The organism is Ahrensia sp. R2A130 (genome assembly GCF_000179775.1).
Lineage (GTDB): Bacteria > Pseudomonadota > Alphaproteobacteria > Rhizobiales > Rhizobiaceae > Pseudahrensia.
The window spans coordinates 97841-115767 of the sequence record NZ_AEEB01000005.1 but is presented as its reverse complement, the minus strand read 5'-3'; the positions used below and the strand labels follow the sequence as shown (position 1 = coordinate 115767).

Genomic DNA, 17927 nt, shown 5'->3' with positions numbered 1-17927 from the left:
ATATTTAGTGCAAAGATTGCGACTTCATCTTCGGACCAATGTTGAGCCCAGCCAAATCACTCCGATGGCATAAACCGCCGAGACACCTACGCTCAACATTTGCACAATATCCGGCATCAAAGGCCAAACCCCAACCATGAACGCGCCTGACATCAACCACCAAACTGGTTTGGATTGAAATCTCTGCGACCGCAGCATTGTTATGCCCAATATCAGATGCCCTACAGCGAATGAGATTGCTCCGGCAAAGAAGGCAGACTTGATCGTAAATGAATTTGGCGAGGAACCAGGACTTAATCCAACGCTTGAAATTAAGTCGGGATTAGCCTCGAGGACGAGCGGATAGAGCAATCCCGACCAATAGAGCTTCCCAATGTACATGCTCAACCCGAGAGCCGACAGGGCGAAACCAACCCAGCCGCCAACCCCCAGTCGCTCACTTTCAGCAACGACTATCCAAGCTAAACCCAACAGGTTCAAAACCAGACCGATGAAAATAAGACTATGACCTATCAACCACGCAATTTGATTGCTTGATGTTGATTCATGAGGATGCAGCAAAAATCCAACAACAGCGAACAGCCCAGTCCCAATCAGACAAAACCCTGCTGCTTTGTGAATATTCATTCTGCGACATCCTTTAAAATCTATTGTGTCCGCATAGCAGACCTTGGTGATCGCGCTGAACCCTCAATCCCGATGATACGGATGCCCCGCTAATATCGTGCTGGCCCGGTATACCTGCTCCATCACCAGCGCCCGCACGATCTGGTGGGGGATGGTCAGCGCACCGAAGGAGACGACGCGGTGTGCTTCTTGGCGCAGGCTTTCGTCCAGCCCGTCCGGACCACCTATCACGAGGCCGAGTTGGGCGGTGCCGTTGTCTGCCGCATCACCGATCAGTTTGGCAAAGGCTCTGGAGTCCAGTGGCTTGCCGCGCTCGTCGAATGAGATGAAGGGCGTGCCGTCGCCTAAAGCTGTGCGGATGGCGTCTGCCTCTTGCCGCTTGCGGGTGGGGCCGTCGCCAGCGCGGCTTTCGGGCAGTTCCGCTGTGCGGATGCCGGTTATGCCTTGCGCCTTACCGGAGCCGGACAGGCGCTTTTCGTAGCGTTGTACGAGATCGAGTTCGGGGCCTCGTTTCAGCTTACCCACGCAGGCAATAATTAGTTTCACAGGCTGCGCCTAATTGGCGTCTTTGCTTACATCTATATCTGCGATGCCTGAACCCTCGGCTTCACCTTCGCCTCTGGCGATGGCGTTCCACAGTTTCTCGAGATTGTAGAACTCGCGCACTTCGGGGCGGAACACGTGAACGATCACATCGCCGGTATCCACCAGCACCCAGTCGTTGGCGGGCACGCCCTCGACCTTCGGTGTGCCGTGGCCGGCATCCTTCAGGTCGCGCAGCAACCGGTCGGTGATAGCGTTGACGTGGCGGTGCACGCGGCCGTTTGCGACGACCATATGGTCGGCCACAGCGGATTTTCCGGTGATGTCGATAGTGGTCACTTCCTCGGCCTTGGAATCGTCCAGGCTCGTGAGGATGATGTCCAAGGCGGGTGTTTTCACTTTGGAGGCGACGTTGGTCGAAGCGTTCAGGTGACGTTCCTTAATTCATTGGTTTCTAGATAGTGGCCCGCACAAGCTTATCCGCCGAGCGCCGTGATCTTCACATGGGAGGTTAACCGCCAAACCGCAAGGCTGGCAAGAAAACGCATTCACGCCCTGTGAGCGACTGTTGCCGAAGAGCACCGAATTAGCGATGGCGCTTAGCGGCTTGCCGCAATTGTGTTGATGACAGTGAATTTCTGGGGCCATGCAGAAACGTCCATGCGGGGGCGGGGGTGCCGGGCAGGGTGGAGGCGTCGGCTTCGTCGAAGCGGTAGGGGCGCAGAACTTGCGCGGCTTTGGCGCTGTGCAGCGCCAGAGTCGAGCCGGGGCGGTCCACCACAACAAATGGCATCAGCGCTGCGATGTCGCGCCAGCGGTCCCATTGGTGAAATTGGCCGAGATTATCCGCGCCCATGATCCATACGAAATCCACGTCTCTGTTACGCGCCACGATCTGGCGCAACGTGTCCGCCGTATAGCGGGTGGGCATGTCGATTTCGCACGCCGTGATTTTCATGCGCGGGTCGGGGGTGATGGCTTCGCACTCCGCCACCCGTTCTGTCAGCGGTGCGAGTTCTCGGGTGTCCTTCAGCGGGTTGCCGGGCGTTACCAACCACCACACGGCGTCGAGTTCGCAGCGGCGCATGGCCTGCTCGCATACGTGAACGTGGCCCGCGTGGGGCGGATTGAACGAGCCGCCGAACAGGCCGACGCGCATGCCGGATTCCACCATGGGCATGCGGCGATAGCGATGGGCGAGGTCTTCCAAGCAGGTTCAGCCGCGAATTTGGCCGCTGCCGCGCACCACATATTTGAACGAGGTCAGCTGCTCTACGCCCACAGGGCCGCGCGCGTGCATCTTGCCGGTGGCAATGCCGATCTCTGCGCCCATGCCGAATTCGCCACCATCGGCAAATTGGGTGGAGGCGTTGTGCAGCAAAATGGCGCTGTCGATTTCGTTGAAGAAGCGCGTTACGGCGTTCGTGTCTTCTGCGATGATGCAATCGGTGTGGTTGGACGACCATTTGTTGATGTGGTCGATCGCGCCACCAATGCCATCCACCAATCCAGCGGTGATGACGGCGTCGAGATATTCCGTTGACCAGTCGTCTTCATTCGCCGGTTCGACACCTTTGAACATTCCCGTGATTTTCTCGTCTCCACGGATGGCGCAGCCCTTCGCCTGCAGCGCCTTGATGAGCGGTTTGGCCAAACGGTCCACATCGTTTGCGTCGATCAGCAGCGTTTCTGCCGCACCGCAAATGGAGGTGCGGCGCAGCTTGGCATCGACGAGGATGTTCACCGCCATATCAAGGTCGGCGGTGGCATCGACATAAACATGCACGAGGCCTTCAAGATGCGCGAAGACGGGCACACGGGCGTCGCGCTGCACACGCTCCACGAGGCTGCGGCCACCACGCGGCACGATCACGTCCACGGTGCCGTTCAGGCCGGCCAGCATTTCGCCAACGGCGGCGCGGTCGGTGGTTGGCACGAGCTGCACACAATCCTCCGGCAAGCCCGCCTGCGCCAGCCCCTTGGCCATGCAGGCGTGGATGGCAGCGGAGGAATTCGCGCTGTCGGACCCGCCGCGCAAAATGACCGCATTACCCGCCTTCAGGCACAGCGCACCGGCGTCGGCAGTCACATTCGGGCGGCTTTCATAAATCACGCCGATCACGCCCAGCGGTGTGCGGATGCGGGAAATATCGAGACCGTTCGGGCGCTGCCAACGGGCGATCTCTTCGCCGACCGGGTCTTTCAGCGCGGCGATGGCATCCACCCCATCGGCCATGGCGCGAATGCGGTCGGTGGTCAGGTTCAACCGGTCGAGCATAGGGCCGGACAGGCCAGCCTCGCGGCCGTTTTCCATGTCGATGGCGTTGGCATCGAGAATGGTTTGGATGTTGTTGCGGATCGCTTCCGACGCTCCAACCAGCGCTGCGTGTTTGCGCTCTGCGGTGGCCGTGGCCAACGCGCGTGAGGCGGTCTGGGCGTTGCGGCCCATGTCCTGCATCAGCGCTGCGATTTCAGCTGCGGTGGGTGTGTTTTTCTCCAACATGGCCGTGATGTGCGGGATGGTCGGGCGGGCGTCAAGTTAGCTGCCGGATGCGACCAAAGCCATATCATCACGATGCACCAGCGCGGGGCGTCCCGCGTAGCCTAGGCGCTCTTCGATGTCTTCGGAACGCGCCCCTGCGATGAGGCGGGTTTCTGTGGCGCTGTAGCCGGCGAGGCCGCGACCTAGAACTGCGCCATCGCTGCCGTGTATCGAGATGGCATCACCGCGCTGGAAGTCGCCGCCGACTGCCGTAACGCCTGCTGGCAACAGGCTGTTGCCCTTGCGTAATGCGCGCGCTGCACCGGCGTCGAGCGTCACCGAGCCTGTGGTTTCCAGCTGACCCGCGATCCAGGTTTTGCGCGCTGATGTGTGGCCGCCGTTGCGTTGCGCCTGAAACAGCGTGTGGGCTTTGCCATTGGCAATCGCGGCAATCGGGTGGTCGCGTTTGCCCGATGCGATGACCATTTCGGTGCCTGCCTGAACCGCGATACGGGCGGCTTCGACCTTGGTTTTCATGCCGCCGCGCGACAGGGCCGACCCTGCGGAGCCTGCTATGGCTTCGATCTCTGGCGTGATGGTGTTGACCACCGGAATAAGGGTCGCGCTAGGATTATCCGCCGGAGGGGCGGTGTAGAGGCCGTCGATGTCCGACAACAAAATAAGACGATCCGCCTCCACCATGGTGGCGACGCGGGCGGCGAGGCGATCGTTGTCGCCGTAGCGGATTTCGCTGGTGGCGATGGTGTCGTTTTCGTTCACCACCGGCACCGCGCCGAAGGTGAGCAATCGCTCGAGCGTGTCGCGGGCGTTGAGGTAGGAACGGCGCGATTGTGCGCCTTCCGTATCGCGCAGGGTGAGCAGAATTTGGCCCGCCACGAGGTTGTGAGCGGCAAGTGCCTGGCTCCATGCGCGGCCCAGTTCGATCTGCCCCACGGCGGCGGCGGCTTGGCTTTCGTCCAATTTCAAAGCGGCTGCAGGCAGGCCGAGGATGGCGCGGCCCAGCGCGATGGCACCTGAAGATACGAGCAGAACCTGTGCGCCGTCTTTTCGCAATTGCGCGATATCGGCGGCCAGCGTTGCCAGCCAGCCTTCGCGCAATTTTCCGCCGCTATCCACCAGCAGGGCGGACCCGACCTTGATGACGACTCTGCTTGGATGGCGACGAGGATGTTTCATCGGTCAGTCGTTGGTGAGATTGTCGTCGCCGCGCGCCGTGTCGAGGCGGCTGGTCTGCCAGCGCTGGTCCACCTCTTCGGGGTCTTCGGCAGCGCGGGCTTCTTCGATGTGCTCCATCATGGCGCGCAGAACTTCGTCGAGGCCGGAATGGGTGGCAGAGGATAGGTGCAACGGCTTCTGCTTGGCTTCGGCTTTCAACGCGGCTGATTTTTCAGCCAGCGTTTCAGCGTCTACGCTGTCGGTCTGCGACAGGGCAAGCACCTGGGGTTTGGTGGCGAGGTCTTCTGCGTAGGCTTCCAACTCCGTTCGCACGGTGCGGTAGGCTAGGGCCACATCGTCTTCCTGCGCGGAAACAAGATGCAGCAGCACGCGGGTGCGTTCCACATGACCGAGGAAACGGTCACCAATGCCGACACCTTCGGACGCACCTTCGATGAGGCCGGGAATATCTGCGATCACCAATGTGCGGGCGTCGATGCGTGCCACACCCAAATTCGGATGAAGCGTGGTGAAGGGATAGTCTGCGATTTTTGGTTTGGCCGCGCTCACCGTGGCGAGGAAGGTGGACTTGCCCGCATTGGGCAGGCCGACGATACCGGCATCGGCGATCAGTTTCAGGCGCAACCATAAGGTGCGTTCGTCAGCTTCCTGTCCGGGGTTGGCGTTGCGCGGAGCCTGATTGGTGGAGGTCTTGAAATGTGCGTTACCGAAGCCGCCATTGCCGCCCTTGGCCAGCAAAAAGCGTTCACCCTCTACGGTCAGATCGCAGATCAGCGTTTCGTTGTCTTCTTCATAAATCTGCGTGCCCACCGGCACTTTCAGCGTCACGTCTCCGCCGCGCGCACCATGGCGGTTGCGGCCCATGCCGTGCACACCAACCTTGGCGCGGAAATGCTGCTGGTAGCGATAGTCGATCAGCGTGTTGAGGTTGGTGACGGCTTCCGCCCACACATCGCCGCCGTGGCCGCCATTGCCGCCATCGGGGCCGCCGAACTCGACATGTTTTTCACGGTGAAACGACACCGAACCTGCCCCGCCTGCACCGGAGCGAATGTAGATTTTGGCTTGGTCGAGAAATTTCATGGGACCGCGCTTTCGGTTGCGGGTGTCGGATAGCGTTGCTGATGCAGCACGTCCCTTACCGGATGGGGTGGCCCGCGCCAAGAAAATCTCTCCCCACCGTGTTTTACCGCGTTACCCTGTCCGCTTCACCCCGCGTGAGCCGGTCGTCCGGACCGACCTGATGACTGTGGGGTGGCGATCTTTCCGTCGCTGACCGAGTAACGTTCGGCAGAATTTAGAAAGCGGGCGGAGCATCCATGCCGCATCCGGCGAAGGCTGCCACAACAGCTTGGGATCGGGCGTCGAAAGTCAGCAATGGCGGGCCGCAGTCAAGGCCTTCGGAAACCCTTGGGTTTTCGTGTTCGGGGAGGGGGCGGGAATGGTGCTGGAAAGCATCTCGCAGCAGGATCGAGCGGGGCGAAGGCGTAAGCCATATTTCGCCTGACACTACAGGCTAACGGCAGATTCCTTTGCTCCGCTGGCTCATCTTTGCGCTCACGCTGTCGGCCACGAGTGGCCTTCGCTGCGCGGGCGCGGCGCAATTAGCGCCGGGCGGATTTTCGCCGCCTTGCCCCATGCTCGGACGTCGGAAGACGGGTCGATGTTTTTGCTCGACCGCAATCTAAGTTCCGCTCGTGGATGACAATCGAGTCGTGGCTAAGGCCGCTTCAGCTTATGGGCGTCTTTTGCGCGGGCGAAATTCACCACCACGCGACCGACCGGCAGAATACCTTTGAACACCGTGGCCGTGTTGCGAACCGTGCCGTCGGGCAGCAACACCATCTTGTCGCGCAGGCGCACGAGATTGCTGCGGTTCTTGGCGTCGAGATAAAGTTTGTAGCTATAGCGGGCGGTGTTGCCGCGAATGCGGACATTGGCCACGCCTTCGACATCATCGCGTTTGCCGATGTAGCGGCCCGGGCCGATCTTGGTGAAATACCAGATTTTGCGCTCGTTGACGCCGTCATCATAGGCGAAGTCTTCGATCAGCTTCAGCGTCTTGCCGTTCCACGTGCCGCGCAGGTCGACCTTGAAGGTGCGTTTGACGCCGTTGATGGCGGAGAACTTGCCGTATGCGACGGTCTTGCCGAGGAAGTATTCCTCGAACTTGAAGGTCTCTTTCGCGGAAGCTGCGGTGGCAAACAGCAGCGCAAAGGCGGCTAACAGGCGGATGGCGAATTTGGTCATGGATGCTGGCATGGGAGATGTCCTGCGTGTGGTCCTGAACAATATACGCACCAACAGGCGTTTGGGTTCAACCGAGCGTGCTGTTGGACAGTGCAGACCATCCCCGCATGTCTGCCGGATGGTAGGATGGCGAAGCGCAGAACTCATATCGTAACGCAAACGGGGCGCAGGATGTTGCCACCCTGCGCCCCGCTGGAATTCGTAATTTAGCCGAGTGGCTTATTCAGCAGCTTCCTGAAGGGGAGCGACCGAAACGTAGGTGCGGTTGTTGGCTTTATGGGCGAACGTCACCTTACCTTCGATGAGCGAGAAGATCGTGTGATCTTTGCCCATGCCGACATTGTCGCCTGGGTGCCATTTGGTGCCACGCTGGCGGGCAATGATGTTGCCTGGAACAACGGCTTCGCCGCCGAATTTTTTGATGCCAAGGCGACGGCCGGCACTGTCGCGGCCGTTGCGGGATGAACCGCCTGCTTTTTTATGAGCCATATCTGTCTCTCCTGCTTGCGGTGGTGAAGGTGATCACCGGTCCGCCAGTAAATTGGTTGTTGGCGAAAAGCTTACGCTTTTGCTTTCGCCTGTTCCTGCCAATCGGTGATCTGCGCTGTGCTGAACGGCATGTAGTCATCGACAGTCTGGATTTCATCAGCGGTCAAGGCAGCGATTTGAGCAAACGTCATGATGCCCTGCTCGTTGAGCTGCTTTTCAGCCACGGGGCCGATGCCCTTGATGTCTGTCAGCTTGTCTTTTTCGCCACCGGCAGGTGCCGTGAAGAGCGGACCAGCATCAGCCGGACGTTCTTTTGCGGTGCCGTTATCGGCTGCGGGCTTCTCGGCCTTCTTCTCAGCTTTGGCCGGTTTGGCTTCTGCTTTCGGCTCTGCCTTTTTGGCAGCGGGCTTTTCAGCCTTCGCGGCAGGTGCTGCATCAGCTGCAACCACGCCATTGCCGTTGCGGGCATCGCGGGATGCGCGAACGTCTGCGGCACGTTTCTGCGCGGAACCGTCGGATTTTTTCGATGGCTTTTTACCGTCGGTCAGGATCTCGGAGATCTGCAGCGTGGTGAAATGCTGGCGATGACCGATGGTGCGGCGCGAATTCTGGCGACGACGCTTCTTGAAAGCGATGACCTTGCGGGCGCGGCCCTGTTCGACGATCTCGGCAGTGACGAGAGCACCTTCCACGAATGGGGTGCCGACGGTGTTGCCGACCATGAGAACTTCGTTGATTTCTACCATGTCGCCGGCTTCGCCTGCGATGGTTTCGACCCGGATTTGGTCGTCGGCGGAGACAGAATACTGCTTCCCGCCTGTCTTGATGACTGCGAACATTTGTTTTTCCTTATGTTCAAGCCGTGCGTAGATCGAAAAACGAGCCAATTGGCTGCGCTGAACGCCTCGCACCTTTTTGCCAGTCTGCTGGTTGGGTGGAGTGGAGCTACAACCCGAATTCGGGCGTGCAGTTCCGCGCGTGCGTATAAAGCAGCGTGGGGGAGAGTCAAGTAGATCTCCGCTGCCACTCCTGATGTTAAAGCACTTTGGCGAAGAGTCTGCGTAGCACCTTTTCGCGTGCGGTCCACAACTCCTGTACCTCTTCGCGGCCCAGAATCTGCATGGGCGCACCACCATTTTTCATCAGTTTTTCTACTTTGGGATGGGCGAACATGTTCGGTACCGCTGCAGCCAATTCTTCAATTACCTCATCGGGCGTGCCTTTGGGCACCATGATGCCGCGATAGTTCACGGAGGTGTTGTCTACGTCGAGGCCGGTCTCCCGCAGTGTTGGTACGTTAGGAAGGAAGGAGTGACGCTCGATGTCGGCGATGGCTAAAATACGAACCTCGCCTTCATTTTCAGCGCGAATTGCGTCCGACATATTGTTGATGCCTGCCATAACCTTACCATCGCTCACCGCATCCAGTGCCGCGACACCCCCACCGCTGGCGGGCCGGTACGCAAGACGACACCGGCAGGATTTCTCGATTTGGAGAGCTGCGATGTGATGGCCGACCAGCAGCCCGGCACCGGAAGTGGAAAGCTGACCCGGATTGGCGCGCGCAAAGGCGATGACGTCGTCCATGGATTGAAACTGCGAAGATGTTTTCACTACGAAGACAGCGGGGTCCGCACCCCAGTTGGCAATAGGTTCAAAACTACCTGGCGCATAGCGCACGCCGCCGCGGATCGACTGGGCGATAAAATGTGGCACGTTATAAGCGGCCCAGGTGTAACCGTCGGTCTTGGCCTGTGTGGCGAACCAGTTCCAGCCCTTGCGTCCACCGGCACCGGGTTTGTTGATGATGGCGATGGGCTGCCCCAACATCTCGTCTTGTGCTGCCATGATTGTAACGATTCGGGCCTGATAATCGGTAGCGCCACCCGGACCATAAGAGACGGATAGAAGTATCGGGCGATCTGGAAATGAGGGGGAGTGCTCCTCGGCCATCGCGGTAGAAATTGACAGTGAAGCTGTCACGGCAAGGAGGCCGGTAGCGGCAAAACGGGCGAGGGGGTTCATGGTGATAGGCTCCGGTTTTTCCGCCCGGATGCCCCATCATTGCAACGAAAGATGAATCTAAGGTTCGTGATGCAACCTTAGATTGAAATTTAGTAGTCGCGTTCGAGGAAAATGCCCAGCGAGGTTTCGCCATCGGCGGCGACGGAGCCTCGTGCCGTTACATCCTTGGTGATGTCGAGATTAATGGTGGCCTTGGAATTCTGGCCCGCTTCAACGCCAAGATAGACATTGTCGGAGACATATTTACCGGCCTTCACGGCTGCATTGCCATCTTCGTCCTGCACCACATCAAGATCGTCAAGGCCGGTGCCGGAACGGATGCCGTCCACCAGTCCGGGGCTGTTGCCGCCGGTGAGTTCCGCCGCGATTGAAGCAAGGCGCACAATTTGTACCGGCGACAGGTCAGCAAGGCCGCGCCCGAAAATGATGCGGGCCAGAACTTCATCTTGCGGCAGTTCGGGATCGGAGGTGAAGGTGACATCAAGATCCGACACGCGACCAGATAGGGTGATGAAAGCGGTCACGTCGTCAGTGCTGGTCTGCGCGACAAGTCGCAGACGCGGGTCGAGATCGCCGGTCAGCGTAATTTCGCCTTCGTTCAAATCGATGCGTTGGCCAAGAATGGAAAGGCGACCACGGCGCAATTCGAAACGACCAACAGGCTGCACGTTGGTGACTGGACCCGTGACGCGAATGCGACCGCCGAGTTCTGCATCAAGACCGCGCCCGCGCACGAAAATCTGGTTCGGCGCGTTCACCGTTACATCGAGGCGCAAAACGCTGGGTCGCGAACTTGGTGTGCGTGGCGGCTTGGCGCGTTCGATTTTAGCCAAGGCGCGCTGAACACGAGCCGGTGGAGACACGTGGGTGACTTCCAGCAATTCGCCACCGCCGCCGATATTTTCGGGCACGGTGATTTCGGTTTTACCAAGGTTGACGGTGCCAGCCAGCAGCGGATCGGCCAGCAACGCACCGGTCACAGTAAGGCGACCAGCGGCGCTGGTGTCGAAGGTCGCGCCATCGGTGTATCGGGCGTTGTTCAACTGAATGGCAAGATTGGCGGGCAGATCACCATTCAGGCCAACGGAGCCTGAAATATTGACCGAACCACCGGCAGACAGGTTGGCCGAGCCGGTGCGGATCGTAACCTGCTGGCCGTCGATACCGGCGATGAGGTTGATCGACGTCAGTTTCAGGTTCGACACAGGGTCGGTGAGCGTTGCGTTTTGTAGTGATATGACGCCTGATGGCTGCGGGTTCTGAAGCGACCCTCTGGCCGTCACGTCGAAGCGGATGGTGCCGTCGATGGATGCGCCGCGCGAAGCAAGTTGACCCTGCACCACTGATAGCGGGGCAGTCCCTTCAACGCGCAGGCCAAGGCCCGGACCGGAAAGCGGAATGTTGCCGTTGCCGTTTATGGAAAGACCTTGCGGGTTGGTTGCGCGAAGCGACGCAAGATTGACGGCTTTGCCATCAAAGGTGCCGGATGCGGAAACGTCGATTGGATCAACACCGGCATCGGCAACCGCGCCTGCGGTGACGCCATTTCCGCGCAGATCGAAGTTCACATTGGGTGCTGCCGGTTTGCCCTTCACCGTAGCCGTGCCGGATAGAGTGCCGCCTGCGCGGGTTTGCGGGCTAACTGCATTGGCGATGTTCAGGGGCAGGTTATCGAGGCCGATGTTCAGGTCGAGGCTATCTCCTGCTGAACCCGTGACGCGAACCGTGCCGCCACCGACATTCAACAAAGCGCCATCCAGCTTCACATTGCTTCCGGCAATGCGAATGGTGGTGGGGGCTGAAAGGCGGGCATCGGTGATATTGGAATCGACGGTAAGCTTTTCGAGACGCACTGTGGTGTTGGCGCCTTCGCGCAGAGCGGAACCGGTTGTGGCGATGACGGCATCGTTTTGGGCCAGACGCGCTTCCAGATCGAAGTCTGTGGTGTCGCCTTGCGTGGAGACGTCGCCTGCAACGCTGGTGATGTCGGTGCCGCCGGCGCGGATGTTGCGACCATCAATCTTGGCGTTGATATTGGGCTTGCCAAACAGGTCTTCGATGATGGCGTCCACCTCGGCAGAGCCTACGCGAATGGTATCGACCATGACGTTGCTGGCCTTGATGTCTGCGGTGGCGTTTTGTTTTCCTGCAGCACTTTCAAGTTTTACGTTGCCGTTCACCGAGCCGGACGCTTTGGTCAGAGCCAGCGCTGCAACGTCGCCAATATCGGTGCTGTTCACCGCGACTGCGCCGTCGATCAGTCCATTGGCACGGCGCAAAATATCGCCGGTGAGACGGGTTTCACCGACCTTGGCATCGAGGCCATCGACGCGAATTGCGCCATCATCACCGAAGGTTGCATCAATCATTCCGTCAAGCGTGACGGGCTGGCTTGCCAGCGTGCCCGATGCGTCCAGCTCGCCTTTGACGGCTTCCGGGCTGGCGGTGCCGCCGAAGCCTAGAGCAAGATTTTCAACTGTGCGGCCCTGAAGATTGCCGCGCGGCATGGCGAGTTGCGCCTGCACCGCAAATGGAGCCTGCTCACCATCGACCGATGCCGTGAGTTCCACTTCGCCGCGACCGGCTGTTGAAATATCGGCCAGATCGCGCAGCAAGGCGCGGGCTTTTAGATTGGCACTCTCGCCGGAAAAGCGACCGTCCAATGTTGTTTCAAACCTGCGGTTGGCAACGCGCAATCCGTCGAATGTAATGCCGGTCTCGTTGCGGGCGGCGCGGCCTGCGAGCGTGGTTTCGCCAGCCAACAGCTTATCGGCCGCTTCGATGCCAAGCGACAGGTCGGTGGTGGTGCCGTCGAGCCTCAAGTTGAACCCGCCAGATGCGCCTTCGATTTTGCCGGTAGCGGTAAGATCTGCCTGGCCTGCAAGTTCACGGCCTGCAATTGCTGCAAAGGCTGCCAAACGGTTTGCCATCAGGTCGATGGTACCGTCGAATGTTGCGCCATCCAGCTGGCCGTCAGCGGTCACATCGAAGGTTTCACCATCAACAGTCATGTTGGAAATGCGAAGTGGTGCGTTGCCCTGTTTGGAACCGCGACCGTTCAGCATTATTGCCGTGCCCACTGCTTCCTGAAGCGCGGGATCAGGAGTCGCGATGCCGGACAGCTTGCTGTTCAGCTGAAACTGGATGGCACGTTGTGCAGCATTGGCCAGGTTGGTCACCGTGCCGCCGGTTTCCAGCATGATGTCGGCCACATCCATGTCGTTGGCCTTCAACCGCTCGCCGGTCAGGCGGGCAGCGAAACCGTCGCGGTTGGCGGCGTCGTAAGTAACGTCGAGATTACCCAGTCCGATCGACACGCCTTCGGCGCCGGGAATAGCGACGCGATCGGTGCCATTTGGAACGAGTTTGATAGCCAGGTTCAAAGCTTCCAGCGCACCGCTTGCGATGGTGCGGGCGCTGCCGGATACGTCCAACTCACCACCGGTGATGCGCAGATCGCGCAGTTCGACCCCTCCGGCATCGCGCAGGATGGCCGTGGCATCAAGGCTGGTTTCAAGACCAAAGAAAGAGCGGCTACGCTCCGGCATGATGGAGGCGATAGGGCCGTTGAGGTCGGCCCGGATGATGCGGCCACCATCTGCGGTGTCGATGGCCAGCTTGCCAGTGAGAATGCGGCGTTGGTCGACATCGAAGGCGAGATCGACATCGAGATCGGAAAGTGGACCTTCGCCCTTGACCACGAACTGCACCGGCGGCTTGCCGGGCAGGTTCATCAGGCTGGCGACGATACCGTCCTGCGGTTCTGACAATGTAACATCGAGGGCAAGTTGCTGCGCCTCGTTGGCGTAGTTGGCTTTAAGGCCAAGCTGCCCGCCGGGACCATCAAGGCGGGCAATGGCCAGATCAGCTTCAAGCGAACCGTCGGCGAGACGAATGTTGCCAGCTACGCTTGTGGTGGCGGCAAGGCCGAAGACGGGTTCACCGAATACCACCTCGGCGATTTCGAGTTTTTCGATGGTGACGGAGACCGGCAGTTCCGGAAGTTGGAAAGGTGCGGCCTCAACGTCGGGCAGGCTTTCATCCGGCGCCGGGGTGCGCGGCAGATTTATTTTGGCTGCTGTCAGACTTTCGATCTCCACGCGACCACGCAGCAACGCGGAGCGGTTCCAGATCAGCCGTGGCTGCTCAATGGTGAGCCAAACGCCTTCTTTATCAGCGATGGTGATGGAGGTGAGTTGCACATCGCTCGACAGCGTGCCTTCCAGCCCGTTGAGCGAGATTTTCATATTGTCTGAGGACAGCGTGTCTTCGACGTAGCGAACGAAAGTGCCCTTATCTTCGGTGACTTCAGCGGTTTCAGCCGCAACGTTCTGTGCGACTTGAATCTCTTTGGTCTGCTGCGCTTCTGCTTGCAGAGGTTGTGCTGCTTGAACTGGCGTGGCCTGAAGCTGCTGCGTTTGAATTTGTGGAGCCCGCGCTTGGGGGCCCATGGCGGCAAACGCTAGCCCTGCTACGGCACCGAAACCGAGTGAAGCAAGAACAATTATGGTGGGGGACTTAGCCATTAGAACGCCTGCCCTATACCGGCATAGATCGCGAAGCCTGCGTCGTCGCTACCCGGATCAAGCGGAATGGCAACGTCGAGGCGAATTGGGCCGAGGCCGGTATAGTAGCGCACGCCGAGGCCCACACCAACTTGCAGATCTTCATCAAAACCGGAGAAGGAGTCGCTGCCGACGGTGCCGACATCGACAAAGGCCACCGCGCCAAAATTTCCACCAAAGCGCTGGCGCAGTTCGACACTGCCTTCAAGCAAAGAACGTCCACCGGCGGTTTGCCCATTGGCGGCGGTTATGCCGATGGTTTTAAAGCCATAGCCGCGAACGGATGCGCCACCGCCTGCAAGGAACAGCAGGTCCGGCGGGGTTTCGGATATGGGTGGGCCGAGCAGCGTGCCGACTTTGCCGCGAACGGCCAACACGGTTTTCTTTTCTTCGCCAAAGCCAAAATAGGTGCGGCCTTCTGCTGTGAAGCGGCCACCGGCATTGCCGAATTCCGCCTCGTAGAAGGGCTTTGCGTCCAGTTCGACGTAGAAACCCTGTTTGGGGTCGAGCTTGTCGCGGCGGTTGTCGAACAGTAATTCGCCCAACAGGCCGGTGGTGGCAAAGTTTCTCGTGCCGAATGCGTCTTCGAACTTACCGTATTCGCCGAACATGCCGACGCCGACCGTGAGACTATCCGTGACATAGTTTGTTAGCTTCACCGAGCCGCCAGTCGAGGTTTCTGTGAAGGTCTCGTTGAAATCGCGCTTGGCGAAGACGTTGGTCACCAGATCGGTGTCCGGTGTGAAGACGCCGGGTTTGGTGAAGGTTGCCGCTAGATTGTAGTCGAACTCCTCGGGATCGACTGTTGCCGTCTCACCGATACCGCCACCCACGCCGCCGATGCTTGCATCCAGTCTCAGCCGTTCCGCCTTGCCGAACAGGTTGCGGTGCAGCCAGTAGGTTTCGACGCCGATGCCGTCGATGGAGGACAGCGTTGCACCCACACCGATGCGGCGTTTTTTGCGTTCGGCCACTGTGAGCGATACCGGCAACAGACCATTGGAGCCGAGGCTTTTGCCAAGTTCGAATTTGCGGGTTGAAAACACACCGAGACGGTCAAGCCGCTTGCGCGCGCGCTCCAGATCATCGGGATCGTATTCTTCACCCGGTTTGAGGCCGGTCATATAGGCCACGAATTCCGGGTCCATGTCTTTGGTACCGGAAACGTCTACGGCGTCGTAATAGGCAACCGGACCCGGATCCATGCGTAAGGTAACGTTCAACTGCTGGTCGGGGTGGACGGCGACCGCCTCTTGGCCTTCAACGCGGGCCAATGCGTGGCCCTGCTGTTTCCATTGCTCCACGGCCAGTCTACCGGCATTGCGCACGGTGCCTGCCTTGGCGCGGGCACCGGCTGTAAAATTGATATCCGCGAATGATTTCGTGACGTCGGACTCATCGTTTGTTGGCGGGGCCGCGTTTTGCACATCGGCCTTGCCGAACCGATAGGTCGGACCGGGCGTGACGCGGATGGTGACCTGCGAGCGTTCCGGCAGGCTGCGACCAGCCTCGATTTCTGCAGCCGATATACCGTTGACGAGAATTGAAATTTCGCCGCCATAAAGTGCGTTGTTGTACATGCCCGCCAGAATGCTGCGGTAATCACCCTTGGCGCGGCTTATTAGGCCTGCTGAACCCGCCACCGGCTGTTCTCGACCCGAATAAAGACCTGATGCGCTTTTGAGTGCCGCCTTCACATCACTATCGACCTCACGACCGTCCAGCGGTTCAAAAATGAACTCCACGTCGTAGCGTTTTGGATCGATAAAACCGGATGCCTGATCGTCCTCGACAGACTCGCAGGTCGTGCCGGGAATACAAATACCAAACACGGATGCTGCCTGCGCCTGCGCAACCGCGCCTGCCGATAGGGCAAGCGCAAGTGACCCTGTGGTGAGCCACGATGTTGGATATGAGGTAATCGTGCGGCGCAAAGTCGTTCAGGTTCCTGTCGCGTCGGTGGCCTGGCGGCCTATTTTCCGGTCCTTTGACCGGCTTAAAATCGTCAGGCGCGTAGCTATTCGCGCAGCCGGATTGGTATGAACGATCTCGTTCATCGGGTCTATCTTAGCGTACGATATAGATCGCTGCCTCACGTTATGATGACCGGCGATCTGAAATCGTCCGGCACATTGGTGGCAAACCTATCACGGCAATCCGGTTTGGTTAATGAATAGAATGCTTTTCGCTTCAAATGCCTGCAATGTTGGTTAGCAATTGGTGAAGTCATAGAGGGTATCTGTTTCCCGTGAATTTCTGATATGGTTGTAAGGGGTTGCGCTTCGGGTTTAATTGAAAATCTGATCACGTGATCAATGAATATTCGGGGCAGACGAAACGACTGGCCAAGAATTGGTCGCAACGGATCGATTGATAGGCATGAAAAGACCCCTGCCGGACCCAGAAGCACCAGAAAAACATTCCGAAGAATGCCTTCCAGCTTTCGCTAACCCCATGGCTTCTCGAACCAAACGGCCATGGTTCCAGCGTACAAACACGCAATTTTTTATCGGGTTGGGTCTGGCGCTTGTGGTTCCGGCGCTGGTGTTCCTGCTTCAATCAACACAGGTCTGGGACGAAGCGACCTTCACATCGTCGTCCACCCTGGCGGCCATCGCCGTTGTTCTAGGCTATCAGTTCCAACGCAAGCTCTTTCGCTTCCCCGATGTGAAGGCTGGCTCACATTTGGTTGCTGGTTTCACCATTTCCTTCGGCTTGGTGTTGGGCGTGGCAGGGTTGTTGCGCAGTGACTACTCAACCGTTTTTCTCGTTACGAGTTATTTGACCAGCTTGATTTGGTTCGTGGCTATGGACCGGGTGAGGCGCACGCATAGCCGCCTTGCCATGGTTATCTTGAAGGGCGGGCGAATTCCCGACTTCGCTTCGATCCATCAGATTGAATGGAATGAAATTTACCGGATAGATGATTATAGCCCCGATATGGGGCCGCTGGTGATGGATCTTCGTCACCCTCATGACGACCACACGCTAGAGTGTGTCGCCCGACTGGTTCTTGATGGGGTGTCGGTCTTTCATACGAAACGGGCCTTTGAGAGGCTCACCGGCCGGGTGTCGATTGAATATTTGTCGGAAAACGAATTTGGCTCGCTGCGACCGGAACAGTTCTATCTGCGGATGAAGCCCGCGCTGGATTGGGTGATGGCGCTGTTGCTTGTGCCACTTTTTGCTACGGTTCTTGTGCCGCTCGCACTCATTATGCTCATCGTTCAGGGGCGACCGATCATCTACCGCCAGAAAAGACGCGGGCTGCGTGGCAAACGTTTCACGTTTTACAAATTACGTACCATGAAGACGGAAGACCAGAACGCATTGCAAACCTCGCAGGAGCAAATCGCTGCGTTGCTGACCCGTTTCAACGACCCACGCGTGACACCGTTCGGACGTTTCCTGCGCCGCCATCGCCTCGATGAATTGCCGCAAATCTGGAACATCTTGAAGGGCGATATGTCCTGGGTCGGGCCGCGACCGGAGGCTGCATTCCTGTCCGACGAATACCAGCGCCGCATTCCCTTCTACGCCTACCGTCACGTTGTTAGGCCGGGCGTTACCGGTTGGGCTCAGATTAATTCCGGCCATGTGACGGAACTGGAAGCGACCGGCGTGAAGCTGGAATTCGATTTCTACTACATCAAGATGATGTCGCCCTGGCTCGATTTTCTTGTACTGATGCGCACTGTGAAAATTCTGATTCTGGGGATCGAAAGAACTTGATTTGCGTTCACGCTGTC

General features: G+C 58.7%; 14 protein-coding genes. 1 reads left to right on the top strand and 13 read right to left on the bottom strand.

Features of this window, described 5'->3' with window-relative positions; all coding sequences use genetic code 11:
• Nucleotides 1-24 precede the first annotated feature (24 nt).
• The 13 genes from R2A130_RS06860 to R2A130_RS06795 form a co-directional block, all read right to left on the bottom strand.
• Nucleotides 25-627 carry a hypothetical protein gene (locus tag R2A130_RS06860; protein ID WP_009464283.1) on the bottom strand — a complete coding sequence of 201 codons (603 nt, stop codon included), beginning with the start codon at nt 625-627 and terminating at the stop codon, nt 25-27.
• Between the two features lie 63 nt (nt 628-690).
• Nucleotides 691-1173 carry a 23S rRNA (pseudouridine(1915)-N(3))-methyltransferase RlmH gene (rlmH, locus tag R2A130_RS06855; protein ID WP_009464282.1) on the bottom strand — a complete coding sequence of 161 codons (483 nt, stop codon included), beginning with the start codon at nt 1171-1173 and terminating at the stop codon, nt 691-693.
• 9 nt (nt 1174-1182) lie between these two features.
• On the bottom strand, nt 1183-1554 hold the full coding sequence (gene rsfS / locus R2A130_RS06850; RefSeq protein WP_009464281.1) for a ribosome silencing factor: 372 nt from the start codon (nt 1552-1554) through the stop codon (nt 1183-1185).
• A 202-nt stretch (nt 1555-1756) separates the two neighbouring features.
• Nucleotides 1757-2350, bottom strand: a complete 594-nt coding sequence (locus R2A130_RS06845) for a nicotinate-nucleotide adenylyltransferase (RefSeq protein WP_040305369.1) — start codon at nt 2348-2350, stop codon at nt 1757-1759.
• A gap of 36 nt (nt 2351-2386) precedes the next feature.
• On the bottom strand, nt 2387-3673 hold the full coding sequence (locus tag R2A130_RS06840) for a glutamate-5-semialdehyde dehydrogenase (RefSeq protein ID WP_009464279.1): 1287 nt from the start codon (nt 3671-3673) through the stop codon (nt 2387-2389).
• A 36-nt stretch (nt 3674-3709) separates the two neighbouring features.
• Nucleotides 3710-4849 (bottom strand): glutamate 5-kinase, encoded by a 1140-nt coding sequence (gene proB, locus R2A130_RS06835; protein WP_009464278.1) that lies wholly within the window; start codon nt 4847-4849, stop codon nt 3710-3712.
• Nucleotides 4850-4852: 3 nt separating this feature from the next.
• Nucleotides 4853-5932 carry a GTPase ObgE gene (obgE, locus tag R2A130_RS06830; protein WP_040305367.1) on the bottom strand — a complete coding sequence of 360 codons (1080 nt, stop codon included), beginning with the start codon at nt 5930-5932 and terminating at the stop codon, nt 4853-4855.
• 636 nt (nt 5933-6568) lie between these two features.
• Nucleotides 6569-7111 carry a DUF3833 family protein gene (locus R2A130_RS06820; RefSeq protein WP_009464276.1) on the bottom strand — a complete coding sequence of 181 codons (543 nt, stop codon included), beginning with the start codon at nt 7109-7111 and terminating at the stop codon, nt 6569-6571.
• Nucleotides 7112-7318: 207 nt separating this feature from the next.
• Nucleotides 7319-7588, bottom strand: a complete 270-nt coding sequence (gene rpmA, locus R2A130_RS06815; RefSeq protein WP_009464275.1) for a 50S ribosomal protein L27 — start codon at nt 7586-7588, stop codon at nt 7319-7321.
• Between the two features lie 71 nt (nt 7589-7659).
• Nucleotides 7660-8427, bottom strand: coding sequence for a 50S ribosomal protein L21 (rplU, locus tag R2A130_RS06810; protein WP_009464274.1), 768 nt, complete (start codon nt 8425-8427; stop codon nt 7660-7662).
• A gap of 196 nt (nt 8428-8623) precedes the next feature.
• On the bottom strand, nt 8624-9613 hold the full coding sequence (locus tag R2A130_RS06805) for a tripartite tricarboxylate transporter substrate binding protein (protein WP_009464272.1): 990 nt from the start codon (nt 9611-9613) through the stop codon (nt 8624-8626).
• A gap of 89 nt (nt 9614-9702) precedes the next feature.
• Nucleotides 9703-14139: a translocation/assembly module TamB domain-containing protein gene (locus R2A130_RS06800; protein WP_009464271.1), complete on the bottom strand. Its 4437-nt coding sequence runs from the start codon at nt 14137-14139 to the stop codon at nt 9703-9705.
• Nucleotides 14139-16112: an autotransporter assembly complex family protein gene (locus R2A130_RS06795; RefSeq protein ID WP_009464270.1), complete on the bottom strand. Its 1974-nt coding sequence runs from the start codon at nt 16110-16112 to the stop codon at nt 14139-14141. Before R2A130_RS06795 ends, R2A130_RS06800 begins: the two co-directional genes overlap by 1 nt.
• Before the next feature lie 445 nt (nt 16113-16557).
• Here R2A130_RS06795 and R2A130_RS06790 point away from each other — a divergent pair, with 445 nt between their 5' ends.
• A complete protein-coding gene (locus R2A130_RS06790) occupies nt 16558-17910 on the top strand; it encodes a sugar transferase (RefSeq protein ID WP_009464268.1) in 1353 nt (450 codons plus the stop codon).
• Nucleotides 17911-17927 lie beyond the last annotated feature (17 nt).

What these genes read in the sequence shown, in the direction of transcription:
- obgE (WP_040305367.1), bottom strand. Translation starts at nt 5,932, where the DNA reads ATGAAATTTCTCGACCAAGCCAAAATCTACATTCGCTCCGGTGCAGGC.
- R2A130_RS06840 (WP_009464279.1), bottom strand. Translation starts at nt 3,673, where the DNA reads ATGTTGGAGAAAAACACACCCACCGCAGCTGAAATCGCAGCGCTGATG.
- R2A130_RS06820 (WP_009464276.1), bottom strand. Translation starts at nt 7,111, where the DNA reads ATGCCAGCATCCATGACCAAATTCGCCATCCGCCTGTTAGCCGCCTTT.
- R2A130_RS06860 (WP_009464283.1), bottom strand. Translation starts at nt 627, where the DNA reads ATGAATATTCACAAAGCAGCAGGGTTTTGTCTGATTGGGACTGGGCTG.
- R2A130_RS06800 (WP_009464271.1), bottom strand. Translation starts at nt 14,139, where the DNA reads ATGGCTAAGTCCCCCACCATAATTGTTCTTGCTTCACTCGGTTTCGGT.
- R2A130_RS06805 (WP_009464272.1), bottom strand. Translation starts at nt 9,613, where the DNA reads ATGAACCCCCTCGCCCGTTTTGCCGCTACCGGCCTCCTTGCCGTGACA.
- R2A130_RS06790 (WP_009464268.1), top strand. Translation starts at nt 16,558, where the DNA reads ATGAAAAGACCCCTGCCGGACCCAGAAGCACCAGAAAAACATTCCGAA.
- proB (WP_009464278.1), bottom strand. Translation starts at nt 4,849, where the DNA reads ATGAAACATCCTCGTCGCCATCCAAGCAGAGTCGTCATCAAGGTCGGG.
- rplU (WP_009464274.1), bottom strand. Translation starts at nt 8,427, where the DNA reads ATGTTCGCAGTCATCAAGACAGGCGGGAAGCAGTATTCTGTCTCCGCC.
- R2A130_RS06845 (WP_040305369.1), bottom strand. Translation starts at nt 2,350, where the DNA reads ATGCCCATGGTGGAATCCGGCATGCGCGTCGGCCTGTTCGGCGGCTCG.
- rpmA (WP_009464275.1), bottom strand. Translation starts at nt 7,588, where the DNA reads ATGGCTCATAAAAAAGCAGGCGGTTCATCCCGCAACGGCCGCGACAGT.